This is a genomic window from Paenibacillus filicis (assembly GCF_038070315.1).
Classification (GTDB): domain Bacteria; phylum Bacillota; class Bacilli; order Paenibacillales; family NBRC-103111; genus Paenibacillus_G; species Paenibacillus_G filicis.
The window spans coordinates 200,705-227,702 of the sequence record NZ_JBBPCC010000012.1; the positions used below are offsets into that span (position 1 = coordinate 200,705).

At 52.6% G+C, this 26,998-nt stretch carries 19 protein-coding genes; 2 read left to right on the top strand and 17 right to left on the bottom strand.

Features of this window, described 5'->3' with window-relative positions:
* Positions 1–280: 280 nt before the first annotated feature.
* A complete protein-coding gene (locus tag WMW72_RS19200) occupies positions 281–1,312 on the bottom strand; it encodes a LacI family DNA-binding transcriptional regulator (RefSeq protein WP_341417180.1) in 1,032 nt (343 codons plus the stop codon).
* 307 nt (positions 1,313–1,619) lie between these two features.
* Here WMW72_RS19200 and WMW72_RS19205 point away from each other — a divergent pair, with 307 nt between their 5' ends.
* Both WMW72_RS19205 and WMW72_RS19210 read left to right on the top strand, forming a co-directional pair.
* The gene (locus WMW72_RS19205) at positions 1,620–2,675 is read left to right on the top strand and encodes a 2,3-butanediol dehydrogenase (RefSeq protein ID WP_341417160.1); all 1,056 of its coding nucleotides are present in this window, start codon (positions 1,620–1,622) and stop codon (positions 2,673–2,675) included.
* Positions 2,676–3,191: 516 nt separating this feature from the next.
* Positions 3,192–3,950, top strand: a complete 759-nt coding sequence (locus tag WMW72_RS19210; protein ID WP_341417181.1) for a YheC/YheD family protein — start codon at positions 3,192–3,194, stop codon at positions 3,948–3,950.
* A gap of 145 nt (positions 3,951–4,095) precedes the next feature.
* Here the strand turns inward: WMW72_RS19210 and WMW72_RS19215 are convergent, their stop codons facing one another.
* From WMW72_RS19215 to WMW72_RS19290, 16 genes are all read right to left on the bottom strand, one after another.
* Positions 4,096–5,835, bottom strand: coding sequence for a sensor histidine kinase (locus WMW72_RS19215; RefSeq protein ID WP_341417162.1), 1,740 nt, complete (start codon positions 5,833–5,835; stop codon positions 4,096–4,098).
* Positions 5,835–6,614, bottom strand: a complete 780-nt coding sequence (locus tag WMW72_RS19220) for a response regulator transcription factor (RefSeq protein ID WP_341417163.1) — start codon at positions 6,612–6,614, stop codon at positions 5,835–5,837. Before WMW72_RS19220 ends, WMW72_RS19215 begins: the two co-directional genes overlap by 1 nt.
* 22 nt (positions 6,615–6,636) lie before the next feature.
* Positions 6,637–7,761 carry a peptide-methionine (R)-S-oxide reductase MsrB gene (gene msrB, locus WMW72_RS19225; RefSeq protein WP_341417164.1) on the bottom strand — a complete coding sequence of 375 codons (1,125 nt, stop codon included), beginning with the start codon at positions 7,759–7,761 and terminating at the stop codon, positions 6,637–6,639.
* 29 nt (positions 7,762–7,790) lie between these two features.
* Positions 7,791–8,339, bottom strand: coding sequence for a TlpA family protein disulfide reductase (locus WMW72_RS19230; RefSeq protein WP_341417165.1), 549 nt, complete (start codon positions 8,337–8,339; stop codon positions 7,791–7,793).
* A gap of 24 nt (positions 8,340–8,363) precedes the next feature.
* A complete protein-coding gene (locus WMW72_RS19235; protein WP_341417166.1) occupies positions 8,364–9,077 on the bottom strand; it encodes a cytochrome c biogenesis CcdA family protein in 714 nt (237 codons plus the stop codon).
* 66 nt (positions 9,078–9,143) lie between these two features.
* Positions 9,144–9,794, bottom strand: coding sequence for a peroxiredoxin-like family protein (locus WMW72_RS19240; protein ID WP_341417167.1), 651 nt, complete (start codon positions 9,792–9,794; stop codon positions 9,144–9,146).
* A gap of 84 nt (positions 9,795–9,878) precedes the next feature.
* On the bottom strand, positions 9,879–11,144 hold the full coding sequence (locus WMW72_RS19245; protein WP_341417168.1) for an MFS transporter: 1,266 nt from the start codon (positions 11,142–11,144) through the stop codon (positions 9,879–9,881).
* A 344-nt stretch (positions 11,145–11,488) separates the two neighbouring features.
* Positions 11,489–12,313: a carbohydrate ABC transporter permease gene (locus tag WMW72_RS19250; protein WP_341417169.1), complete on the bottom strand. Its 825-nt coding sequence runs from the start codon at positions 12,311–12,313 to the stop codon at positions 11,489–11,491.
* Positions 12,310–13,194 (bottom strand): carbohydrate ABC transporter permease, encoded by an 885-nt coding sequence (locus tag WMW72_RS19255; RefSeq protein ID WP_341417170.1) that lies wholly within the window; start codon positions 13,192–13,194, stop codon positions 12,310–12,312. Before WMW72_RS19255 ends, WMW72_RS19250 begins: the two co-directional genes overlap by 4 nt.
* A gap of 78 nt (positions 13,195–13,272) precedes the next feature.
* Positions 13,273–14,562 carry an ABC transporter substrate-binding protein gene (locus WMW72_RS19260; protein ID WP_341417171.1) on the bottom strand — a complete coding sequence of 430 codons (1,290 nt, stop codon included), beginning with the start codon at positions 14,560–14,562 and terminating at the stop codon, positions 13,273–13,275.
* Between the two features lie 161 nt (positions 14,563–14,723).
* Positions 14,724–15,800, bottom strand: coding sequence for a response regulator transcription factor (locus WMW72_RS19265; protein WP_341417172.1), 1,077 nt, complete (start codon positions 15,798–15,800; stop codon positions 14,724–14,726).
* Positions 15,797–17,605 carry a sensor histidine kinase gene (locus tag WMW72_RS19270; protein WP_341417173.1) on the bottom strand — a complete coding sequence of 603 codons (1,809 nt, stop codon included), beginning with the start codon at positions 17,603–17,605 and terminating at the stop codon, positions 15,797–15,799. Before WMW72_RS19270 ends, WMW72_RS19265 begins: the two co-directional genes overlap by 4 nt.
* Positions 17,606–17,878: 273 nt before the next feature.
* Positions 17,879–22,852 (bottom strand): alginate lyase family protein, encoded by a 4,974-nt coding sequence (locus WMW72_RS19275; protein WP_341417175.1) that lies wholly within the window; start codon positions 22,850–22,852, stop codon positions 17,879–17,881.
* A 224-nt stretch (positions 22,853–23,076) separates the two neighbouring features.
* Positions 23,077–24,072, bottom strand: a complete 996-nt coding sequence (locus WMW72_RS19280; protein ID WP_341417176.1) for a zinc-dependent alcohol dehydrogenase family protein — start codon at positions 24,070–24,072, stop codon at positions 23,077–23,079.
* A 154-nt stretch (positions 24,073–24,226) separates the two neighbouring features.
* On the bottom strand, positions 24,227–25,420 hold the full coding sequence (locus WMW72_RS19285; protein WP_341417177.1) for an ROK family transcriptional regulator: 1,194 nt from the start codon (positions 25,418–25,420) through the stop codon (positions 24,227–24,229).
* 71 nt (positions 25,421–25,491) lie between these two features.
* Positions 25,492–26,862 carry an FAD-dependent oxidoreductase gene (locus tag WMW72_RS19290; RefSeq protein ID WP_341417178.1) on the bottom strand — a complete coding sequence of 457 codons (1,371 nt, stop codon included), beginning with the start codon at positions 26,860–26,862 and terminating at the stop codon, positions 25,492–25,494.
* Positions 26,863–26,998 lie beyond the last annotated feature (136 nt).

Consider the following 26,998-nt stretch of genomic DNA (forward strand, 5'->3'; position numbering starts at 1 on the left):
TTACGGTTTATCTATCATTTTGGGGTGGAATTCCCCCATCAACTATGGGACGGGTCCCGGTTACGAATGAATGATCCGGGTCTGCCAAGTTAAGATTTGCCCGGAAATATGATAAGGTTGAATTACGACCTCAATCTTTCCATACCCATATGCCCCGTTCCTCAACTTCGAAATGGCTTTGATACGTTCTTTCGTCTCGGCATCCGTGTCCTTAGTTAACTTGCTTAGGAAAGTTTTTTAGGACGGGGGCGGTAAGACTGGAGTGGATGCCTCCGGGGGCCTAACGGTGAACATGTGTGCTTTGACTGACGGCCACGGTAGATTCCCGGACGATTAGCCGAGGCTCAAACTCAACGCGCTCATAATCGGTTGTGTTCTGGGAGTTTATCCGGCCAAGCACCAGCTCCGCGGCCAGACGGCCAACCTCACTGCCCATAATGGACACGGACGTAATCTGCGGCGTCGTTACAGTCGTCCACAGGTTATTATCGATACCGGCGACGGCCACATCCTCCGGCACACGTACCCCCAGTTCCTTAAAGCGGTTGACGATCCCGATTGCGACCATGTCGTTGACCGCATAGATCGCATCCGGCATATGCTTCAGATGATAAAAGTAGTTCGCTGCCTGCCGCCCCGTCTCAAAGGAAAAATCCTCGCCAAAATAGACAAGCGAAGGGTCCACGTGCCGCAAGGACTGTTCATAGGCGAAATACCGCTCCTCGATCTTGTCCTTGGGTGCGCCCGCGTAGGCGATGCGGCTGCGCCCCACATGCAGCAGATGCTCCATCACCAGCCGGCCTTCCTGACGCGCCAAGCCCACGATGTCGGCCTTCAGTTCCTTGCTCAGCCTCTTGCTGTAGTTAATCACGGATACCGGGATGCCCGCTTGATTAATGAGCCCCTCCAGCTGCTTCGGATAGGCGAGCGGCATAATCACCAGACCGTCCACGTGTAGCTTCTTCAGCTCCTGCAGCGTCTCCAGCTCCAGCCGGGCGTTGCCGAGTGTATTGATCTGAACGACCCGATACCCATGCTGCTTGGCGGCCTGCTCGACAGACCAGGCGATATCTGGAATAATCGCGTTGCGAATATCGGGAACGGCCAGAGCAATTTGACGGGTTTGGCGAATTTTCAAGCTCTGGGCAGACGTATTGGGGGTGAAGCCCATCTCCTCAATGATCTGCATAATTTTGGATTTGGTTTTCAGACTGATCCCCGCGCTATTGTTAAGAGCCCGAGAGACGGTGGCGATCCCCACACCGGCTCGTTTGGCTACGTCCTCGATGGTCACTTTTTTCTTATTCCCCACGGCAGCCTGCTTCCTTTCCAACCGGAATCGTTTCCTATTTTAACTGATCATTTTCGGTTTCTGCCTCCATTATAGCACAGCTTCATCTTCCTTCGCCTAAGTACCTACCCATCTGCTGCGATAACGAATCCTTAGCACAGCTTACAAAGCCCCGTATTGGCCATTGCCTTCCATGAACAACCCGGTTATAAGGGATAAAGGAATTGACAGCTGGATGAAAATGTGACATCATAGGTTTCGGAAACGTTTCCTATTTAGTGAGCGCAGGCTCTATTTTATTCTATATTCCTACAGGGAGATGACTCATATGCAAGCGTTGAGATGGCATGGTGTGAAGGATTTGCGGGTAGATACCGTGGAAGCACCCACCGCTCACAAGGGGCAAGTCAAAATCAGGATCGAAGCGTGCGGCATTTGCGGAAGTGATCTGCATGAGTACGTGGCCGGTCCTATTTTTATTCCGGAAGGAGCTCCTCATCCGCTGACGAAGGAACAGGCCCCGATTGTCATGGGACATGAGTTTTCCGGGCAAATCGTGGAGGTTGGCGAAGGAGTGTCCCGCCTTCAAGTCGGGGACCGCGTTGTTGTCGAGCCGGTATTCTCTTGCGGACAATGCCCGAACTGCAAGCAAGGCAAATATAACTTGTGCGAGAAAATGGGCTTCCTCGGGCTGGCCGGCGGCGGCGGCGGCTTCTCCGAATATGTCGCTGTAGACGAGCATATGGTTCATCGCATTCCCGATTCCCTTTCCTATGAACAGGGTGCGCTGGTGGAACCTTCCGCCGTGGCGCTTTACGCCGTTCGCTCCAGCCAGTTCAAGGTCGGCGACCGCGCCGTCGTCTTTGGTACAGGCCCAATCGGGCTGCTGGTGATCGAAGCTTTGAAGGCTTCCGGCGCATCCCAGATCTATGCCGTAGAGCTGTCTGAGGAACGCCGAAGCAAAGCGGAGGAGCTCGGTGCGATCGGGTTAAATCCGGCTAAGCTCAATGTCGTGGAAGAGATTCACCGGCTGACCGGCGGCGGAGCGGATGTGTCCTTTGAGGTGACCGGTGTTCCAGTCGTGCTGAACCAAGCGATCCAATCGGCGAAAACGAGCGGGCAAATTATGATTGTCAGTATCTTTGAACGGGAAGCCTCCCTTCATCCGAACCAGATCGTTTTCCAGGAGAAAAACATCACCGGCGTAATCGGATACCGCAATGTTTTCCCGGCGGTCATCAGCCTCATGCAGCAGGGATACTTCCCTGCCGAAAAGCTGGTAACGAAGCGCATTGCTCTGGCCGACGTTGTCGAGGAAGGCTTCGAGCAGCTGCTGAAGGAGAAAAACCAGATCAAGATCCTCGTTTCGCCTCAGCCTAAGTAAATTCGGATTATCCCGAATTACAGAGCCCAAGCAAGACGAAGAGGGAAGGGTAAGCTGTCCGACAGACAGCTTACCCTTCCCTTTTGAAGATGGTTAAATTTCAAAGTTGCCCTGCCTTCCTAAGTGAATTCATTTTCCATCTAGACTGGACTCCAAGAATTCTTTCTCCTCATTGAATACAGTGCAAATGAAAGTATGCAGACACGAAAGGCAAGTTATTTTTGCTTATTTTATCGCTCCGGACATTTGACAATTATTCGAGTTCCAGGCACCACAAGAGAAGCTTGTCTAAAAACGTTCTACACACGATTGAGAGCCAACGTTACAGCATCATTCGAATCGATAATCGACCTCGTTTTATTCCTTCCATTCATCTCCCATGACATCGAAGAAACACGCAGCATCCGACTTCTAAGGGGCTAATCTCATTGTTGCCAACAGCCACTCTCCTTAACTAAAGCATTGACCGACATTTATGCCCCCAATAATATGAAAGACGAGGTGGATATTATAAAAATGGTTCGACGTTCACGCACATTGGGGAGTAAATGGCAGAAGACGAAGATCTTGCTTCGAAGCAAGAAACTGAGAGCTTTCGTCCCTGAGACGAGAATAATGAACTCTGGGAATCTTCTCACGATGCTGAACAAGTATGGGATGGTGTACGTCAAGCCTGTTCATGGAACAATTGGGCAAGGTGTGATTCGTGTGGAGCGTACCGGATCAGGGACCTTTGTTTACAAGTTAGGTAAAATGCAGCGGACATTCACAACATACACCCCCATGTATCAATCGTTGAGCAAATCGAAACTGAATCGAGTCTACTTAGTTCAGAAAGGGATTCATCTTCTAAAATATCAGAAGCGGATTTTTGATATCCGCGTTATGGTTCAGAAAAATTCACACGATAAATGGGAAGTTACCGGCTATATCGGCCGCGTCGCGCATCCGAAAAAAATTGTGACAAACTTCCACAATAGCGGTAAACCTAAACCGCTTGAACAGCTGATTAGTGCCTACTTGAATCCAACGAGTACCCAATCTTTTATAAAAAAATTGAAAACACTTGGGTTGCGAATCGCTGAACAATTCCAAAGCTATCATCCTGGCTTTAAGGAAATTGGTGTCGATATTGGCGTTGATACTAAATTCAAGCCGTGGGTCATTGAAGTCAACACAGCTCCTGATCCCTTTATATTCAATGAGCTAAAAAATAAGCAAATGTTTCGAAAGGCATTGCGATTAGCACGAAATCACGGAAGATTTACGAAATAACAAAGAAAAAACGGCGGCTTTGATTTGTTATGATCAAAACCGCCGTTTGGTCTTGCCCCCGCTATTAAGATCATCCCCATAAAAACAGGTGAGACATGAGCAAGTTCATGCAGGCGTCCGCCCGAGGCGGCGGCTATTGCCCCCTCTATCTTACTTCAGGTATACGAATACGTACCTCCGTGCCCTGTCCGGGGCTGGATGTGAGAGTAATCCCGTAATCCGGTCCGTAGTACAGCTTGAGCCGCGCATCCACATTGTGAATGCCGATCCCGCCCAGCTTAGTCCTTCCCGATTCCGAATCCGGCTGCTGCCCGGCACCCGGATCACTGGCAAGACGGGCAGGGTCAAACCCGACCCCGTCATCGCTGACGGTAAATTGAATGCTCCCGTCGTCCACCCGGCCGCAGCGAATCTCCAGATGTCCCGGTCCGTCCTTTTCACGGATCCCGTGGTAGATCGCATTTTCCGCCAGCGGCTGGAGGATGATCTTGGGGATCACCTCGTCCGCCAGAGACGGGTCGAAGCTCAGCTCATAATTCAGCTTATCCCCGTAGCGCTCCTTCTGGATAAATAAATATTGGGATACGTGGGCGATCTCCTTCTCAATCGTCGTATATTCGCTGCCCCCGCTTAGCGACAGCTGGAAAAACTCAGCGAGCGCCTTGGTCGTTGAGATTACCCGGTCCGTATCCTGGAACTCGGCCATCCAGACGATCGTATCCAGCGTGTTGTACAGAAAGTGAGGATTGATCTGGCTGTGCAGGACGCTCAGCTCGTGCAGCCGCAGCGAGCGCTCCCGCGTCTCCTTGTCTTCCATCAGCTGGCGGATTTCCAGCACCATGGAGTTAAAGTGCCGGGCGAGTCCCTGCAGCTCGGTGACCCCCGTCTCCGGCACACGGATCGCCAGCCGTCCGCTCTCGACCTGCTGCATGGCCTGCTCGAGCCGCTGCACCGGACGGGTCATGCTCTTGGCAATCCAGGGCGAGGCCAGCAGAATCAGCAGCAGGACTGCCGCTCCGACCATGATGAAGGACCTTAGCAGCTGAGCGCGGATCTGCTGCAGACCGTCCAGGGAGCTGACCCCGACCAGCGTCCAGTCCGAGCCCTTGAGCGGCATCTGGTACACCAGCCGGTTCTGCTTCGGATTATAGCCTTCGGACTGCCGGCTCATGGCAATCAGCTGTTCTTTTTTGGCACTGTCGACAAAGTAAGAGACGTCCTTATGATAGACCAGCTCATTTTGGCTGTTGATGATGTATACGTACCCGCTGCTGCCCAGGTCCAGGTCGTTCAGATAATCCTCAAGCCCCTTGTACTTGATATCAAGAAGCACGACGCCGAGATTGCGGCCTTGGCTGTCCCGGATCTCCTGGCTCATCGAAATGACCCAATTGTTCTTATCCATTGAGAACTTCTGCATCCGCGCCGAGGTCAGCACCGGGTTGCTGCTGCGGACCGCCGCGGCGCACCATGGCTCCCGCATCATGTCCGAGGAGCGCGTCATGTTCAGCTTCCGCTCGTTGGACAGCATGTACCCGTCCTTGCCGATGACGATGACCGACTGAATGAACGGATCGGAGACCAATACGCTGTCGATCATCTGCAGCACATCCTTTTCCCCGGCCTGGTCCTTGGCCTCCAGTGTCCGGATCGTCTGGGGATTGCGGGCCAGCATCGTGGACAGCACCTTCAGCCTGTCGATGTACATCTCCACATAGGTACCGCCCTTGGCGATCGCCATCTGGCTCGATTCGACGGATTCGCTCATGACGACCCGGGAGATGCCTGCATAGAGCACACTTCCGGTGACGCCCAGCAGCAGAACGCTGATCGCGAAGTAAATCCAGGAGATGCGGAACTGCAGTGAGCGGAAGAACGGCCTCATCACTCTTTGATCCTTTCACGGTATTGCAGCGGGGACAAGCCGAATTTCTTCTTGAAGGAAGAGCTGAAATAATTCGGGTTGTCGAAGCCCACCTCCGCCGAGATTTCATAGACCTTCTTGTCTGACGCGAGCAGCTGCAGCTTGGCGCGCTCCAGCCGGATCGAGGCGATATAGTCCTGGAAGGGGGCATTGAACAGCTTCTTGAACAAGGTGCTCATGTAGCCCGGACTAAAGCCCATCTGCTCAGCCAGCAGCACCAGCGAGAATGCCGGGTTTGCCAGATGGGCCTCGATCACCTGCTGGACCAGCTTCTTCTCGTGATCCGGCTCGCCCGGTACTCCGGCGCCTGCCGCATGCGTCTGCATGTTTTTTAGCAGGGCCAGCAGCTCCGTCTGCTGATTCTCGTCCTTCAGCTTCTGCACCAGCTTGTTCAGCACCTCGAACACATCGCTGCGCGAGACCGGCTTGAGCACGTAATCGTCGATACCTATTTTCAGCGCGGCTACCGCGTAATCGTAATAATCATAGCCCGTAATGACGGCGATCTTGACCCCGGGCTTCAGAGCTTTGATTTGGGCTGCAAAATCCAGTCCGTTCATCCGCGGCATATTGATGTCCAGCAGGACCAGATCGGGCAGCTGCTCGCCGAAAATCCGCAGCCCTTCCTCCCCATTGGTTGCCTCATAGATCTCATGAATATGCAGCTCCGTAAACGGTACGAAACGCCTGATGCCCTTGCGGATCAAGTCCTCATCTTCCACGAGCAGCAGCTTATACATAGCGCGATAACTCCCTCTAGGCTCATTTTACCGTTTGAATCAAATCCCCATAACCCGCTTTATCCATATCCGCCAAAGGAACGAAACGGATGGAGGCGCTGTTGATGCAATATCTTTTTCCGCCCTTATCGGCAGGTCCGTCATCGAACACATGGCCCAGGTGAATGTCGCCGGCCCGGCTGCGAACCTCGGTGCGCTTCAGCCCGTAGCTGTTATCCTCTTTCTCCTTCACCACCTCAGGCACGATCGGCTTCGTGAAGCTGGGCCAGCCGCAGCCTGCATCATACTTGTCGGCGCTGGAGAACAGCGGCTCACCGGTCGCGACATCCACATAGAGACCAGGATCAAAGTTATCCCAGTAGGCATTGGAGAAGGCATGCTCCGTATCGTTCTTGACGGCGACCTGGTACTGCTCCTTGGTGAGCTTCTGCTTAAGCTCCTCCTCGCTTGGCTTCGGATACTTCGCAGGATCGATATGAACCACCTGATCCTTCAATATATTCAGATCGATGTGGCAGTACCCGTATGGATTTTTCTCCAGATAATCCTGGTGATATTCCTCGGCGAGGTAATAATTGTCAAGTGTCTTCACCTCGGTCACAACCGGTTTGTCATATTGCTTCTGCACGGCCTCTACGGCGGCCTTGATCACCGGCAGGTCCTGCTCCCGGTCATAATAGATGCCGGTCCGGTACTGAATCCCCCGGTCATTGCCCTGCTTGTTGACACTCGTCGGATCGATGACCTTGAAATAGTCGGTCAGCAGGTCAGCCAGAGAAACACGTGCCGGATCGTAGGAAACCTTCACCGTCTCAGCGAAGCCCCGATCCCCGCGCACCACATCTTCATAGGTCGGGTTCGCACCGGTTCCGTTGGCATAGCCGGAGACCACATCGCTAACCCCGTAGATACGCGACATATATGCCTCCACTCCCCAGAAGCAGCCTCCGGCCAAATAAATCGTCTGCAACTGGCTGGCGGAAAAATCTAATGCTTTATTCGGATTGGGCAGCGATGCGGTGGTAGCTTTGGGTTCGCTGCCTAGAGCGGCAAGAGCCCCTACGCTCCCGTTTATTCCATTATAGGAGGAGCATGCCGTGACGACCAGTAGAAGCAGCAGAGAGAATAACAAGCCTATTTGTTTCATATAGAGCCTCCTTGATAACCTATATTTAGTTAATGAATAGATTGAAAGGTCTGGTCGATCACTTCATTGGTATTATGCCCCGGGACTGCTTTCACGAGAATCCCGTCGGAGCCGATATAATAGGAGGATGGGTACCCTCTGACACCGAACTGCTTGGTCCACGCTCCTCCTGTATCCAGCAGGACGGGAATATTGTCAAAGCCGCGCTTGGTGAACCACTTGACGAACTCCGCTTCCGACTGCTCGCCGTTAAAATCCGGACTGACAATGGTGAGCACCTTGTAATCATGCTGCTGACCGGACAGCTGGTTCAGCTCATCGAGCCCTGCCAGGCAGATCGGGCACCAGGATGCCCAGAACTTCACATACACCTTCTGCCCCTTGAAGTCCGCCAGCGATACCGGGCTGCCCTTCAGATCCTTCAGTTGAAATTGCGGAGCGGGCTGCCCGGCATTTTTCGCCGTAGCGTTCTCTGCGGCCTTCGCCCCTTCCCTGCCGCCCTGGGTTCCCAGCAGCAAAGCTCCCAGCAGCACGACGACAACAGCGCCTCCCAGCCACGTCAGCTTGTTCATTTTCATTCAGTCGTCCTCCTTCAAACAAGATTAGAATTGAAAATAGGCCGTAATCATATTGAGCTTATTGGTGATGAGCAAGAGGCCCATCAGGATCAACACGGCGCCGGAGACGATCTTCAGTGTCTTCATATACTTATACATATGGCGGACCCGTGTCAGCAGCGCCTCGGAGAACAAGGCCATCACCAGGAACGGAATCGCCAGGCCCAGCGTATAGATCAGCATGTATGAGGCTCCCTGGGCAGCCGAGCCTCCGGTAGCCGATAAGCTGATAACGGCGGCCAGCACCGGACCGATACAGGGCGTCCAGCCGAAACTGAACGTAAAACCGAGCAGGAATGCTCCCCACAGTCCGCGTCTGTGCTGCAGGTCAACCGTCACCCGCTTCTCGCGCTCCAGCGCCTGAAGCTTGAACAGGCCGGTCTGATATAGACCGAACAGAACCACGATGCCGCCGCACACGGTCATGAACAGCGAACTGCTTACGACGCCGCCCAGCGAGCCGGCGCCGAAGCCGAGCAGGACGAACACCGTGGACAAGCCCAGCATGAAGATCAGTGTCCGGCCAACCAGCACCGGCGAGAGCTTCATCCCGCCGAATGTACGGCTTCCCGTGCAGCCTCCCTGCTCTGCGCTGCCGAGATAGGCCAAGTAGACAGGCAGCAACGGCAGAATGCACGGAGAGAAGAAAGACAGCACGCCTGCCGCGAAGACGCTGCCGGCATAGATCGATTCGGTCATGAACGGTTCACCTCCGGATAGTTCTTGGGTTCATGCATCAAGGGATGCTTATTCGTCTGATTCAAGCTATAGCTTTCTCAGCTCGTGAAGAATATCTTCGGGCTCCCACCGCTGCATGAAGTCCGGATTGACGTAAGCGGAGCGGATGACGGCACTCTCATCGATCATAAAGGTCGCCGGAACCGGCAATATCCACCGCTCCGTGGCGTGATACTCGGCCAGATCGATCCCGAAGCTCAGATAGATCTCGCGGAGAGTGTCCGGCACATCATAGAGCAGGTTGTATCTCGCGGCCAGCAGCCCATTCGTGTCGCTCAGCACCTGAAAGCTAAGCTGCTCCTTCTCCACCTGACTCAAGGAATGGTCAGGGGTTTGTGCGCTGACTGCCAGCAATTGTCCGCCCAGCGCATGAATCTCGGGCAACATCTGCTCATACGCGCGAAGCTGAAGATTGCAGTAAGGGCACCAAGCCCCGCGGTAAAAGGTCAGTACCACCGGACCCTTGGCCAGCTCCTCGTACAAGGAAATGTTCTGGCCGAGTGCGTTCTTCAGCTTGAAATCCTTCACCTTGGTGCCAACCGGCTGCCCGCTCGCCAGTCCCAACTGTTGAAGCTCCCGGATCGAGCGGAACATCTCCTCGTGCACCTCGGCTGGGGTACTTGCTATGAACGCCTGCTTCGCTTGGTTAAGCTGGTTATTGAGATTACTGATCGTCATGAACTCGTTCTCCTTCCGCATCCTCATCTATTTATAGGGGATAGTTTTACGTTATAGACTCAGTGTAGAGGAATTCGAAGTGCTTTAACATCCAAGCTCATCAGCACTTTCTCTAAAATCATCAGGTTTTTGAAATGATTTGGTCTCGATCGGTTCATCTCTCAAGCGCTGCGAGATAATGAATGTACTTAATAAGCCTCCCAATAGTACCATTCCAAGAACACCTGCCATCACAACCACCCTAACTGAGAATAGTTCAGTGGCAATGCCTATTGCACCAGTCGTAACCAGGATCAGTAGCGCCTCTATGAACCCGTTCACACTCCCCACTCGCCCCATCATCTCTACTGGTATATGGTTCTGATAAAAGGTCGTGAAGCCTGTATTGGCAAACGCAAGGAAGAAGGCAAGTATGAAAAACCCGGCAGCCGCGGTATAAAAAGAAGTCGAAAATGCGTAGATGAGATACCCCGCGCATACCCCCATGGTTCCCAAAGCGATCATCCACGAAATAGGCACTTTCTTAACGATTAGCGTATTGATGCTTGCTCCTACAATAATGCCTGCTCCAGCCACACTCACCAACATGCCGTAGGCACCCTCAGACAATCCAAGTACCACCTTGGCAAACGTGACCTCCAAAGAATCAATGGCTGAAGCCATCACGACCGCCACGCTGCTGAACCCTATACATATCACGAAAATAAAGAGGTATCGGCGATAAAAATGAAAAACAAGGGCCCAGTCTTGCTTGATAGTCTTCCAGGTGATCCTCTCCATCTTGGCATCGCGGCTGTCCTGCTCAAGGTTCGGCATGAATAGCGTAATAAGCCCGGACAAGAAGAGTGCTGCCGCATTCGTATACATAGCGGCTGTCGGCGAGCCGACCATGAACAGCATCCCGGCGATGGCCGGACCTACTAAGAAGGCCCCCGATCCGATCAACCCGTTCAAGGAATTGAAACGCTGCCTTTGCTCCACAGGGATCAATCTGGTGATATAAGTGCCGGATGCCGGTCCAAATATGGAACCCGCCATATGAATACAAAAGACTACCGAATAGGTATACCCCATAGACGAGGACAACGGAAGAAGCACAATCAATACGGACCTTAGAAGATCCAGAACAACCATAAGATTTCGTTTATTCAGCCGATCTATCCAACTTCCTGCCCATACATTCGTCATCAGAGTAGACAACGGTCTAATCATATACAGAGCCGATACAGCAAGCGCAGACTGGGTGTTCTCCCATACGATTAAATTTAGAGCAATAAAATAAATCCATCCGCTTACATTAGAAATGCCAATGCCGAATAGCAAAATAAGTGGATACTTCCATGATGCCAACCGCGATTTGAAATACACGTTCCCCAGCTCCTCTACTTTTTGGGTAAATAAAAAAACGCGCTGGACCCTCTGGTCCTGCGCGTCGATCTATCGCAGGGGAGGAAGCGCGAAGAGCGTTAACCCATCCCCTAATTTTTCACAAGGAAATGTGTTAACGCTAAGTTTGAACTTGAATTCGTTCTGGACTTCGGATCAGCATAGAGTATCCCCTATTCATCATTGATGTGGTAATCATACCCACTTTTGCTTGTAACCGTCAAGATAAAATTATTCGTTTCATGAAATTTTGCTGAACGACAAACAGCCGCGAGGCAGACGCCCCACGACTTTTGTTGACTTCATTATTAACCTTTTACCGCGCCATCCGTAATCCCTTGGATAATCCAGCGCTGGAAGATAGCGAAGATCACTACGATCGGAATCGACGACAGGATCAGCGAAGCGAGAATCAAGGACCATTCGCGGCTGTACTTGCCGAAGAACATGTTGATGGTCAGGACGAGCGTATACTTGCGGTAGTCCGTCAGCAGCAGCACCGGCAGCAGGAAGTCATTCCACAGCCACAGCAGGTTCAGGATGATGATCGTGAATGTAATCGGAAGCAGCAGCGGGAAGATGATCGTATAGAACATCTTGAACTCGCCGCAGCCGTCGATTTTGGCCGATTCGTCCAGCTCGCGCGGAATGCCCTTCACAAAGCCGTGGTACAGGAAGATTGCCATGCTGACGCCGAGTCCCGCACACACGACCCCGAGACCGAAAGGCGAGCCCTGGAGACCCAGGTCCTTGGCCATTTTGGTCAGCGTGACCATGATCGTCTGGAACGGAATAAGCATGGAAGCGACGAACAGCATGAAGATCGTCTGGCTCAGCTTGCCCGGCGTACGGGACAGCTTGTAGCCGGCCATGGAGCTGAACAGTACGATACCAGCGATGCCCGTTACGGTCACGATCACTGTATTCCAGGCGCTTCTCAGCATGTTGGCCTTCTTGAACGCCTGCACATAGTTATCGAAATTCAGACTGCCCGGCAAGCTTAGTACGGAACGGAACATCTCGTTCTGCGTCTTGAAGGAATTGATCACAGCCATATAGATTGGAAACAGGAAGTAAACCGACAGGACGGCGAGCACCAGAAGCGACAGGACGGAATAAAGTCGACGATTCACGCTTCCACCTCCCGCTTCTTCATGACCGTCACTTGAATCATGGTGATGATGAAAATAATGGCGAAGAGGATGAGCGCCTTGGCGCTGGCATAGCCGTAACGGAAATTACGCTGGTAGGCTTCCTCTAGAATATTCATGGTTATGACCTGCGTATCACGACCAGGTCCACCGCCGGTCAGCGCAAAGATCAGATCGTACACCTTGAACGAGTTGTTCAGCGTCAGGAAGATGCAGATGGTCAGCGCGTGTGCGATCAGCGGCATCGTAATGTAACGGAGCATGTGAAACGGATTGGCTCCGTCAATAATCGCGGCTTCCTTCAGATGCTGCGGAATCCCTTGGATCGCAGCCATATAGATCAGCATCAGCGTACCAACACCGCCCCAGACCGAGACGAGCATGATGGTCCAGAACGACACATTCGGGTCGCCGAGCCAGGAGATGCCTAGAAATTTCAGCGCGGCATATTCGGACAAAGCCGGCATGACCTTGGAGAACACGAACACCCACATGAACGTACTGATGATAATACTGAGCATATTCGGCATGAAGAAGATGGTCCGGAAGAACCCTTTGGCTCTTCGCTGGGATTCGATCAGCATCGCGAGCAGAAGTGCAAGCCCGTTTTGCAGCACCACAGCAAACACCACGTATTTGCCCGTGAACAAGATGGAATTCCTAAAGTTCGCATCGTCGCGAATCGCTTCGATGAAGTTGCTGATGCCGACAAAGCTGTACGATTTGTTCAAGCCGTCCCAGTTGGTGAAGCTGTAGTAAGAGCCCTGCAGCATAGGAATGACCAGGAACAGTAAATACAGGATAAAAGCCGGCAGTACGAAGAGGAGCAAGGACAAGGTAGCTCTATGAGATTGTTTCAGCATGGTTCCACTCCTTTGAACCTCACACCCTGCGTTCGTCCTCATGACGACCGCAGGGCATGACGGCGGTTGTTTTATATGTTATTTTTTACTCGCCGCTGCATTTGCATCCTTCCAGGTCTTATCCAGGTCCTTGATTACATCTTCTTTGGAGAGCTTCTTGTTGTAGTAAGCTTGCAGCGCTTTACCGGACTCGTCCTTCACGGCAGTCGGAATCGTCGATTCTTTGTAGAACAGTCCCTTATTTGCATAGGTTGCCGCTTCTTCGACCCAAGGATACGGCTTGAAGGTATGGTTTTTGGAAACTGGGTTGAACTTCAAGCTTTGGTACAGATCATTGGAAGCCTGATCGTCGAGAATGAAATTCAGCAGGTCTTGGGCGACTTCCTTGTTCTTCGCGCTCGAAGCGAGCGCCAGAGACGTGGAAACCGAGACATTGATCAGCGAAGATTTCGGATCGTCATTGATCGGTAGCGGTGCTACGCCGAATTCCATCTTGTCGTTAACCTTCAGGATGCTGTCGGCATTCCATGGGCCTTGTACCCACATCGCCGCTTTGCCGTTGGCGAAATCTGCGGAGCCGTCATCGTTGCCGATTTCAAACGCGCGGTCCGTACCGTTCGCGTTCACCAGGTCGATGATATCGAACATTTCTTTGATGTCCGCGAAGCTGCCTTCGTTCTTGTTCATCTTGTCGATGAAGTCCTTATGCGAAGTGTTGACGAGCGATCCTACCGTCAGCGGCAGGAATAGCTGCGGAATCCAGCTTTCCTTGTAGCTCAGCAGGAAAGGCTTGACCTTGTTGTCGTTCAGCTTTTGTACAACCGCTTTCATTTCCGTTAAAGTTGTAGGCGGTTTCAGACCCAGGTCATTGAAAATTTTCTTGTTGTACAGGTAGCCCCACTGAACGCTTTCCATCGGCAAGGCAACGACCTTGTTGTCAATGGAAACGATCGGCTTAATGCCCTCTTGCAGCTTCGCCGCGAAAGGCTGGCTGGACAAGTCGGCCAGGTAACCCGCTCTGTAATAATCCGGGATATCATTGACTGCATGGAGACTGAAGATATCCGGTACATCACCCGTTGCCAGCCGCGTCTTCAGGATTTGAGCGGAGTTCTCAGAGCCTGGGTATTCGGAGTTGAACGTAACCTCGATGTTCTTTTCTTTCTTCTCTTTCTCTGCGAACTGAGCGAAGTATTTATCGAACTGATCGCGGAAGCGGTCAAGGCCGCCAAGAAACAATTTCAGTTCAACCTTCTGCGGAGCCCCCGCCCCATTGTTCGAGCTGCCCTTATCCGGGGTACCCGATGAGCAAGCGATCGTCGATCCCAACATCATCAAAGCGACCGTAGTTGTAAGTGCTTTCTTCATCTTATTTTTGCCTCCCTTTGGTGGTAACGCTTACGTACTTAGTATACATGGGAGCGCTTTCGAGCACATTGGACTGGATTTGCATGGTTCACTGGACTATATTGATATCCCTCCTGGCATTGATATGGCCGCTGATATAGCTTGTGACATACTAATAAAAATTATGCATCCCCGCTTATATCTTGTCGGACCTGTCCAGGTGTCAATCCGGTAATCTTCTTAAAAATCCGGTGGAAGTAGGTCAGATCGGAGTATCCAACGGCTTCTGCCGCATTCTTAATTGAGACCATCGGGTCATGCAGCAGCTGCTTGGCCTTTTCCATTCGCAGCGTAATAATATAGTCCATCACCGTTGAGCCTATCTCCTGCTTGAAGGTTCTGGACAGATGCTCCTTGCTGACGAAAAACTGCCCGGCGATGGACTCCAGCGTAATCGGTTCGGCAAAGGACCGGTCGATATACTGCCGGATTTCCGCAATATTGATCCGGTTCTTGTTCCTTCGTCTATGGATCAATTCCTCCATCACGGATGCATACGCATCGGACAATATCTGGATCCACTGACTGATCGGCGTATGGTCCGTAACCAGCAGTGTGCTCGCGGCGTGCGGGATGAAGGACACGTAATCAGCCATCATCCGTGCCGCTTCCTCCTCCAGCAGAAACATAAACTGCTTGTACAGCGAGTTGTTGCTGCCGGATTGCAGCGGAGCTTGTTCGGTCAGCAGGTGCTCGAGCTCTGTGAATTTGCCGCGCACGGCTTCGATCTGGAGCTCGTGAACATGACGGATGATGAAGGGCCTAGCCTCGGAGAGCACCTTCAGAATGTCCTTGTCCAGCGGCTGCGCTCCATGAAGCCCGCGGGCAATACGCAGCTCCCGGACCGCTTTCTCCAGCGCGCGGTTCAGCTCATCCGGGTTGATCGGCTTCAGGATATATTCATCGACCTTGGATTGAATAGCTGACTTCGTGTAAGAAAAATCATCATACCCGCTGATCACGATCTTGCGGATGAACGGGTAATCCTCCGACAACTTCTGCAGCAGCTCGACGCCATCCATACCGCGCATCTTCATATCCGTAATGACGATGTCCGGCTGTATATGCCGGATCATCTGGAGTCCGCTGAGACCTTCCTCAGCCTCTTCGATTTGCTCGATCCCGAAGCGCTCCCAATCCGCCAGCCTGCGTATGCTATTACGGGTCCAAAATTCATCGTCGATAATGACCGCCTTCATGCTTCGATCTCCTCTCTATGCTCGGTCCAGGACGGGATAATCAGCTTGACCGTCGTTCCTTCCCCTTGACTGCTTGTGACATATAAACCGTATTCTGCGCCATATATAAGCTTGATACGCGAGTTAATATTACTCATGCCCATGCTTTCGCCCAGCTCTTGGTCCTCCCATTCATGCGTAAGCCGCTTGCGGATCTGCTCCAGCCGTTCCTCCGCAACTCCGATGCCGTTATCCTCGATGCTGATCTCGACTTCATCCAAGATCATCTGGGCGCGGATCGTTATCGACCACAAGCCCATCTTGCCCTCCAGCCCGTGAATGAAGCAGTTCTCCACAATCGGCTGCAGGGAGAATTTCGGAATCTGGCAGGACCGGCATTCTTCATCCACATCCATATGAATGCTCAGCATATCGTGAAAGCGAAGCTTCTGGATTTGCAAATAATTGCTGACATGGTCCATCTCGTCAGCGACGGTCACCAGGTCCGATTTCATGCGGATCGTATACCGGAACAAATCGCTAATGGCGCGCACATGCTCATAAATCTCGGGAACCTTGCGCTCCAGAGCGATTCCGCCGATCGCTTGCAGCGCATTGTAGAGAAAGTGCGGATTGATCTGGGCCTGCATCGCCTTGAGCTGTGCCGTCCGCTTCTCGATCTTGGTCTTATACTCCGTCTGAATCAGTTCCTTGATCGTATAAAGCATCGAGTTGAACCGCCGCTCCAGTGTCCCGATCTCATCGCTTCTTACCTGGCTGACTCCTACGTCAAAGTTTTTAAATTCGACAGCTCTCATGGACTTGGTCAGCCGGACGATCGGCCGGGTCATATAGTAGGCCGTCAGCACCGAGGCCGCGATCGCGAACAGAATAAAAATGACCGCCGTAACGAAGCTGAAATTCAACGTCGAGGACGCGCTCGAAGACACATAGCTCATCGGGATGAACTTGATCAGCCACAATTGATCGCCCGCGACCGGCTGGTAGAAGATGAAACCTTCATTCAGCTGCCGATAGCCGGACTCAGCGGGACTAGCTGCGATCTCCCCCAGCAGGACCGGATCTACCGTGTTCTGTTGGGTACCTGAGTAGGGCTCATACACCCGGTTGCCCTTGGCATCCACGATGAAGACCTGGCTGCTGGATTCCGAGTGCAGCATGTCCAGCACGCTGTTCATCGTTTTCCACCGAACATCGAGCGATACCCCGCCCAGAACCTCCCGGTCTTCAAACCGGTTCATGCTCCTGACGAGAGAGAATTGATTACGGTTAATATTACTCACGATGTTAACGCTTTCATTGCCCTTCTCAATACTTTGCCAATCGATGCTGGGCGTACGGAGCTGGGCGGTAGAACGAACCGCGTCCTTATCCACGACATACAGCAGATGCTTGGATTTCATAAATAGGGAAATTTGAGCAATCTGGGTATTGTTCGCCGTATATAAGGCTCTGAGCTTTTCATTGATATAGCTGTCCAGTACATTCTCCTGGCCGCCGATGCCTGCATTGGATGAGCTCGTGCCCGGAAATAAATTTTTATCCAGCAGCACCGAATACGTAATCGCCTGAAGCTGAGCGAATTTCTCATCGAAATATTGCCTCGCCCATTCCATTCTGGACTCATTGGACCGAATGACCTCGAGACTGAGCGATTGCTTCGTCGTCTTGGTAGCGAAGAACGTGACCAGACTGAGCGGCAGCACGGCGATCACGACCATGATCAGCATCAACTTGTAGCGCAGACTCTTGTTAAATGGCGACAGAACATGCTGGGTCAGCTTCTTGATTGTTTGTAAGGTCATCACAAATTCCGCCCTTGAATCAATATGAGTGCATGGCTATTGTAACAGATTCATTCGCGGTCATCCTAACTTAATAGCTTACCAATTGTAAGTAAGAGGCGTACAAATTGTCAATCCTCTTTCCTGACGAACATAGCTGCCGCATGGTTTGTTTATCTTCTCCACGGGATAGGCAAGCGATACCTGAAGAGCATCGGGAGGCTACATGTATGCAAAAAATGAGGCCGCCAAGTTCAGCTTGGCAGCCTCATCCGTATGGACCTTTCCGGTTCTTTACTTGTTATAAATCCGGTACATCAACACCGCGGTCTCAGCCCGCGTAGCGTTCGCTTCCGGATGGAGACGCTCAGCCGTTCCCTCGATCAGGCCCTGCTTGATCATCGTAGCAATGCTGTCCGCCGCATAGGGAGCCACGCGGTCTGCATCCTGGAACGGAGCCAGATCCCGGGAAGATCCGTCAAGGTTGATTTTCCCTGTAATCTGCATAGCTCTGGCCGTCAGGGCCATCATCTCTTGCCGTGTAATCGGAGCGCTTGGATGGAACTTGTTATCTCCTACACCGTCCGTAATCCCCAGCTTCTTAGCTACGGCAGTTGCCTCGTAGTAATAATCCGAGGGAAGTACATCGTCAAAGACTTCCTCTGCCTGACCGTTCAGTCCAAGCGTACGGATGAGCAGCATCAGGAAGTCCGCCCGGGTGATCGTTACTCCCGGCTGGAAGGCCGTATCCGACGTGCCCTGGATGATGCCCTTGGATGCCAGCACCCCGATCTGCTTCGCCGCCCAGCCATAGTCCTCCAGATCCTCGAAGGTCTTGCGTACAAACTGAATGGCATATTGGCTGAAATGATGCGTCGTGAACGTCATCGTACCGGTCGCCGCGTTGTAGCGGGAATTGGAAACTGGCGTCACCTCGCCATGATCCGCGATATACCCGACCACCAAGTGCTCGGAATCACGCAATTCCTCGGCCGTCGGCTTGTAAGGGAGACTGATGGTTACCGGAGCGCCTGCATGCTCCCACGCTGTTTCCTTGCCATTCACAATAACCTTGAATGTGTAGACAGGCCGATCACCCAGACTTGCCGCGGCTGTAGCCGGTATAGCCGCCGGGTCGACAATCCCCAGCGACAGCTGGATAACCGGAGCCGTGTCCCCCTTGGCTAACTGCAGCATATTGGACGGAATCGTAAGACTGCCCAACTGGGTGACGAGGGTTGTGCGATCCGTGCTGCGTGTGGATGAGATAAAGTCATACGGGATACGAACCGTAATAGTTCTAGCCCCTTGAACCTCCGGGATCTTCACCGCCACGGACCGGGTACCGTCCGTACGAACGGCCGCCGCGGAGAAGGCGCGGGTCATGGCGCTATCTTCGATGCTCGCGAGGACAACATCTCCGCTGCTTTCCTTCTCGATGACAGCCGTAACAACAGCTTCACGGCCGGTATCTGAAGGATTACCGGTTCCATTCGCCGGTCCGCTTCCCGAGCCGCCGTTCGTGCCGCTGTCTCCATCACTGGATGAGCCCCCGCCGTTATCAGGGTTCTCCGTTCCCGGCTTGGATGCGAGCTGGACCTTGACGGTATAGTTCCGCCAGGAGCCATCCGCGGCTTCGACTCTATACACGACAGGCGAAGCGAAATCGTTGGCCGTCACGCAGCTCACCTGCTGGACGGCACCCACCTTCACCCGCGTCCCTGTCGTCTGGAAGGAAGCCACCAGGTCCGATACATCGGTTCCCGCTGGAAGTGTGAAGACGAGATCGGTTCCGTTCCGCACGCCGTCCACCGGCGGCTGGATGCCTTGGAATTGGAACGATACCAGCTCTCTGGCCGTCAGGTCGTACAGCGGCTCACCCGTTATCCGGAAATCATCCATATTCACATACCCTGCGCTGGATGCGTCCAGCCTCAGCCTGAACAGGAAGGCTTCACGGTCGTTAGCCCTCGGATCGCTAATCGCAAAGGATATCCGGTTATTTCCGTAGGTTTCGGTAAAGGAGGTATTCGCGCTGTCGCGTTTCAACACATGAGCAACCTGCCAGCTAGCTCCGCCATCCACCGACCATTCACCATATACCGTATATGGCATCTGCGTGTTTTGAGTTCTTGCCGCGAAGGACACGGACAGGTTCTTAAAGTCCTTCGTGCTGGTCCTGAGCGTCACCGCCGAGCCATCGGCAGCATCCTTCAGCAGCCGCAGTGCGGCTGGCATCGACCTCGTATGCGCTGAATTGCCATCCTTGACGAACACATGGGCAGGAGCCTTGAGCACGCCTTGGTCCAGGAAGCCCTTATACCATTGGCCGGACTCCATCTGATTCGGATCTTCCGGGATGGGGGTGATAATGTCGTACAAATTATTGCTGCTGCTCTGAGCGAGGCCTTCCTCCACCTTCGGGTTGTTCCGATACTCGGTGAACGCCGTTTCAAAGACCGTCACCGGCAGCCGCTCCGGCAGCACACGGACCTTCACCGTATAAGCACGAACCGTACCTTCCGGAGACATAACGGAGTACGTCACCGTGTTCGTGAAATCAATCGGCGTGACACCAGAAATCTGAGGCACCCCGTTCACGGTTACGCTGGAGCCTGTCGTCTTGAACGTAGCGATCAAGCCCGTCACATCCGTATCCCGCGGTACATTCAATTCGATCAGACTGTCTTGAATCTTCCCCCTCACAGGCGTATATAAGCCTTGGAACTGGAAGTCGACGATTTCTTTGCGCGGAGCAGCCTTATTCAGATTGGGCGCTATCAGGCTGGCGCGATGTGTGTGCAACTGGTCGGCCAGCATCATATCGGCAGCACTCCATAGCGAGTCCTCTCCGAAGCGGACAGCCGCTTCACGCAGATACCGGGAAAATGCCCGCTCATCCTCGTCCTTCAGCTCATCATAGGGCCACTGTGAGAAGTCCACAATGTAAGGCGTAATAAACTGATAGGCATGACGTATGCCCCCTCCACCTGCCTGCCACATATCCAGATCCACATGATCGCCGATGATGCTGAGCATGGAGAACGGAATCAGGTTGTACAGAAAATAGTGAAACGGCCTTGTTCTTCTCAGCTCCTCGGGCATCGTACCGTCCGGTAAGATTTGCGACACGATGCGCGGCGCCGAGGTCTCCTGCAAGTAAGCCTTCACCTCATCCCGATGCCCGAGATACAGCCTGTAAGTAACAAGCTGCGCATCATACCAGGTGCCATGATTGTTCAGTGTGGCCTTCTCGGCGAGGGCCAGCTTATTGGTCTGGAGCCAGTCGGTGTAAGCGGACAGCCAGCTCTTGAAGCCCCGCGTATCCTCTGTGGTCCAGCTGCCGGAGCGGGAAATCAACTGAATGGAGTCGATAATCTCGAACAGCTTATCCGTCTCCAGCACGCCTTCCTTCCGCCCGTCCTCGGCTCCTGGAATCCCCTGAGCATAGTTCATATTCGGATTCATACGGGTAGCTTCATCCAGAAACCAGGTTCTCAGCAGATACGCAGCCCGCGCCGCATATTTCTCATCCTCCGTATAGTAATAAGCAAGTGCTAGCGTAGATACGGTCGTTCTGAGCAAGGTGAAGCTCATCTTATCGTACTTCTCGGTCATCCCTTCGGGATTCGTGACCCCGTCCCTGTTGATATAAGGAAGGCCGCTCGGTGATGTAGGATCTGGCCACCAGTAGGGGGCAGAGCTCCAATAGTCGTGCTTGTTGCCGCTTGGAGCGATTCCTGTTTTAAAGGTCACCGCATAAGGGCCGTTTGACATAGCGAGCTCGGCATCCGCCTGCAGAGTTTGCAAAGCCTCGGCATACCATGCAGCTTCGCCGGTCTTCAGCTTGCTCTTCACATTGAGCAGCTGATTAGGGTCATATAGCAGTGTACCCGGACCGGCGGTAGGCACGGCGGAGATGAACGTCCTTGCGCTTTTTTTACCATCCGCTGTCACGGTCTGGATCGCAAATGGATAAGGCCGCCCATTCGTCAGGGAAGTGAACGTAACGGATTGCTGCCCCTTCGCCACCGTCTGTACCCTATTTCCATCCGATATCTGCACATGATCGAAGGGCAGATACACGGCCGATGTGACGGGATCTGTCCAATAGACAGACGCCTGGCCGTCAGCACTGATCGTGAAGGCCGAAGTCACCGGAGCCGGCTCTGTAAGCTCAGGAACTTGCGGAATATCGTGGTACAGCTGGAACTCGCTTAGCTGGAAATTAGGCGTGGCATTGGCAAAGGTAATCGTCAGCTTCACATACCGCCCGCTAACCGCGTCAAAGCTTAGCGTCTCTGTCTTGGCAGACGTGCCCTTATTCTGGATAGCGCTTTCATAAATCTTCGTCCAGTCCGCCCCATTGCTGGAGTATTCCAGCCTGGCCTTATCCACGCCATTGCTGAGCGGCATCTGGATCACCGCTTTATTGAATGACTTCGCAGAACCGAGGTCCAGCACGACCCATGCGCCGTTGCCGGATACCGCCCGGTCCCCGGAGAGCGGCTGCCAGAACGTCTCGCTTCTGCCGTCTACCATATTGGCTGCCGTATTGCTAGCCCCTTGGGTGCTATAGCTGCTCACTGCTGCGCCTAGGGCCAGGTTAGCGTCCGGCTCGGGATTTGACGGCGAAGTGGAGCCCTCCTGGTACAAGCCGATCTCTGCTAGCTGAAAGTTATTCGTATAGATGTAGCATGGCGAAGCCCCGCCACAGGTGGGATCGTTATAAATTTTCGTGCTTCCATTGGCGGTCCACACTGGACCTTGCGATTCGACCAGTTGGCTAAACTGAAAAATAACCTTCACATATTGTCCGGTTACAGCCGGAAACGTCACCGCATCCTTCTTGGGATTGTCCTTGTTATTATCCTTGTTGCGTACCTGCCCGCTGTAGGCATCGTTCCAACTCGTACCATCGAGCGAATACTGGATCTTGTACGAGCTTAGGCTGTTGTTCAAGATAAAATCGAGCTCGACTTTGTTAAAAGCTTGGGCCGATCCCAGATTGAGCGCAAACCATGGGTTCTGCGACCGGTCAATCGCCGTGCTTTGCCAATAGGTCCCCGGTTGTCCGTCATACACATTGGCGACAACATTAACTCCCGACTGCGTGCTGTAACCGGCTACCGTCGCTCCGCTTGCCAAATTCGCGGAAGCTGCTACTGCGGCTTGACGGGTTCCGAATGCCGGCACCCACACCGAGATGAGCAGCAGAATCGCCAGCAAACCGTTTATCCTGCTGAATAGGGACTGCCTTGTCTTCATGTTGTAAACTTCCCCTTTCCTTCTATTATGTAAGGGCTTACAAAATCAAATTATAGGTGTCAGCCCTGTGGTGGACAATACGCTGCCTTTAGGTCAACTTGTGTTTCTATTGGATAGAAGTTGGCCCGCCTGCACAAAAGTAACCCATCAAAAAAACCGAAAGCATGAGTGTAAGGCTCTCATACTTTCGGTTGTCTGTTCACTTCTGATTGACTTGGTGTTAGTTATACCTTGATCTGCACCTTCAAGAGGCTTGGATCTTTGTGCCCGCGGAAAAATTCGAGCGTTTCCTCCAGCGTGATGACTTTGGAAATTAACGGCTTCACGTCGATCCGCCCTTCCTTCAACCAGTGAAATGCCGGGTAGAAGGTATGATTGGTTGCCTTGGAACCGATAATCGTCCAATCCTTGTTAAATAGATCAAACGGGCTGATCTGAATCTTCGCGTCGTTATTCGTCACGCCGAATTGCAGAAACTTCGCCGTTGCACCCATATAGGCAAGGGCTGATTCGATCACGGACGGAATTCCGGTCACATCGACCACGACATCAAATCCATCGGGATACGCCTCCGGCGTCAGATCGTGACTAAGTACGCCCTTGGTCGCCCCATAGGCCAGAGCCATATCCAGCTTATTCTGCGAGACGTCCACGACCACCAGCTCCGATGCTCCAGCCTTTGATAACGCTTGCACCAATTGCTGACCCATAGCGCCTGCGCCGAACAAGATAACCCGGTTGCCTACCTGCAGCTGCAAGCGGTTCATGCCGTGGACCACACATGCTACCGGCTCGATGAATGCCCCTTCTTCGAATGACATCGAATCCGGCAGTTTGATCACGTTGCAGATAGGAACGCGTACGAATTCTGCCATACTGCCATTCAGGCTTACCCCGACGGCCTCCCAGTTCTTGCATTGATTTCCCCGATGAGTCAAGCAGTACTCACACTGACCACAAAAAATATTAGGCTCCGCGCTGACCCGGTCGCCCACTTGAAAGCCGTTAACCCCTTCTCCCAGCTCATGAATGACGCCGGAGAACTCATGTCCAGGTATAAGAGGGTACGAGGCGATAAATTTTCCTTCGTAGATATGGATATCCGTGCCGCATATGCCTACGTTTTCAACCTTAATCGTCACTTCGCCCGGGCCGGGCTGCGGATACGGGACCTCTTGAATCGTAGCTTGAAACGGATTTTCAATGACCAATGCTTTCATGACGTTCCCTCCGTGAATAGGTCGTTGATTTTCTTGTAGTCATTATATCCTTATCACTTGATTTAATCAATTAATAGATTCAATATCACAATTAGTACACTTCGTGCGTACAAAAAAAACAGAACCGGACTGTCCGGCTCTGTTCGGTGAAGCATTATAGGTTCATCCTCAGGCTCGAGGGAGCCATTAACAATTGATCAATGGCATGGGCTGCGGCACCGATAAGCATATCATCCTTATCCGGGGAAGCGAGCTCGATCCGCAGATTCTGCCACAGCTCGATCAGCACATGCTCCCGGATCACCTCAGCTACCGTATCCCGCAACAGCTCGCCGGCACCAGACAATTCATCCCCCAGCACGATATGATCGGGATTATATACATTGACCATGTTCGCCAGTCCGAATCCTAGAAACCAAGCGACTTTCTTGACGGCCTGTACAGTCGCTGGATGCCCTTCCCTGAGCGATTCCCATACCCCGCTCAGTGCAGAATAAGGCCGGTTCAATTCCTTCAGCAGGACGGAAGTGGTGCAGTACAGCTCCAGGCAGCCCCGATGTCCGCATTCACAGACAGGTCCGTTATAATCAATGCTCATATGCCCCATTTCCCCGGCCATGCCTATGGCACCATGGTAGACCTTGCCATTCACGATGATGCCGGCGCCGATCCCTTGGCCTGCGGTGACATACATAAGCACGCCGTGACTCGGGTCCAATTGATGGTCACCGAACCACCACTGAGCCAAGCCTCCGGCCTTGGCGTCATGCTCGATGTAGACAGGGATCCCGTACTCCTGCATGAGCTCTTGCTCAATATTGATTTTGTCCCATCCTGGAAAGCTGGACATCAGTGCAATCCGGCCTTCCTGACGAAATAACGGCCCCGGCAATGCTACCCCGATCGCATATACATGGCCGGAAGCATTCATGCGGATCATCATGCTAATCAAGTCTTTGATCTTGCCGAATGCGGCTAGAGGGTCGTCATCGTTGTCTATCGCGATATGTCTATACTCATACTCCTGCCCTTCGATATCGTATAGGGCTACAAAAATCGATTTACGAGTCAGTCGTACCCCGATGATTTTATAGAGCTCGCTATTCAGCCTGATGCCGATGGATCGCCGGCCTTTTCGGCCCTCAATACTGCCTGTCTCGACAACTAACCCCCATTGAATGAATTCATTGATGATATGGGTGATTGTCGATTGGTTGAGTCCGGATTCCTGAGTCAGCTCCGCACGTGAACAAATTTGTTTTTTTCGCAGCAGCTTGATGATCAGAGAACGGTTCATGTCCTGAACATCCTCCAAATTCGTTCCCCGCTTCTTCCTGGTCGCTGACATCCTAATCACCGCTCCGCCCGTAATCTATGGATCAAATAACAATCATAAATCAATCCATGGATTTAATCAATTCATGTGCAGCAGCTCTCAGAGCTCCTTGCTGGCGAAGGATTGAGGCTGCAGACTCCTGTCTCCGGTAAATCCAGCTCAACCCTCAAGGCTGCTTCCAAGTCGCCTGCCAGATAAGCTGCAATTGATCTGACTTGCTCATAACCAGTTGCCATCAGGAAGGTTGGAGCGCGGCCATAGCTTTTCATGCCCACGATGTAAAACCCCTTCTCTAGATGACGCAGCTCTTTTTCACCATGAGGGCGAACCGTACCGCAGCTATGCACATTGGGATCGATAAGCGGCGCTAGCGCTTCTGTACTTTCTGTAACGGGGTCTATGCTTAGTCGCAGTTCCCTTAGGAAAGAGAAGTCCGGCCGGTTTCCGGTGTTTCCGATCATTTCGTCCACGCCGGTCAACTCCATCAAGATCTGATTGTGGACTCCGCCAATGGTTAGTTTCCCGTCTTTGGATGTTACCTGCCGAATATGGAATGGAGTCATGACCTGGATTTGCTGAGCATCCACCAGCCGGTGGATACGTGATCCCAGCTCGCCGCGCGCGGCAAGCTGATCGTTCTCTTCTCCGCCATAGGCTTCCTCCACTTTATGTTTGCGCATCAGCCATAGGATTTCCGTTTGCGGATGAGATTTCTTCAATTCGGCTAGATCCAATATCGTATTTAAAGCGGAATGTCCGCCGCCGACAACGGCAACACGCTTGCCGGCATACTTAGCGGCTTCTTTGCCTTGGATATCGGGAATCCCATAGGAGATCTGGCTGCTCAGAGAGCGTTCTTCCTGTGTCCACACTCCGCTAGCAGCTATCGGGTTGGAATGTCCCCAAGTTCCAGAGGCGTCGATGACGGCCTTAGCCTCGTAAATCTGAAGCTTTCCGTTAACATCCGCATAGATCTCGAAAGGAAGCTCGTCGCGACCAGCAGATTTCATTTTATCCTTATCTTGTCTGCTTATGGCTACGACACGAGCTCCGAGGATAAGCTGAGAGCGGATAGCCGGTAATTCCGAAAGGGGCCGTAAGTAGCGCTCCAAGAATTCTTGTCCCGTAGGAAGTTCATCTGGCGCAGGAGCTAACCAGCCATCAGCGGCTAATAGTCTTTCGGCAGCTTTGTCCACATTGTACTGCCATGGAGAGAATAGACGAACATGGCCCCACTTTGAAATATGATGTCCGGCCTCTTCTCCCGATTCCAGAAGCAGGAACTTCACCCCTCTCTCCGCTAGATGAGCTGCGGCTGCTAAACCTACGGGTCCAGCGCCAATAATAACAACGGGCAAGTGATTATTGACTCGTTGAACAGCCACCGTCTCTTCCTCTCCAATCGCCGTCGCACAGCAAGATCCCGCTTGAGTGAATTCAATGTGTTTAATCATACCTATAACCTCCCACTATAAATTAATAAATTCTCTTGTTTTCTCACTCTTTCTTAGACTTTCAACCATGGACTTTTTGAGAGCTGGAGAAGTCATGTAAGGATGACATTATTTTCTGGTGGAGCCGGTGGCAGGA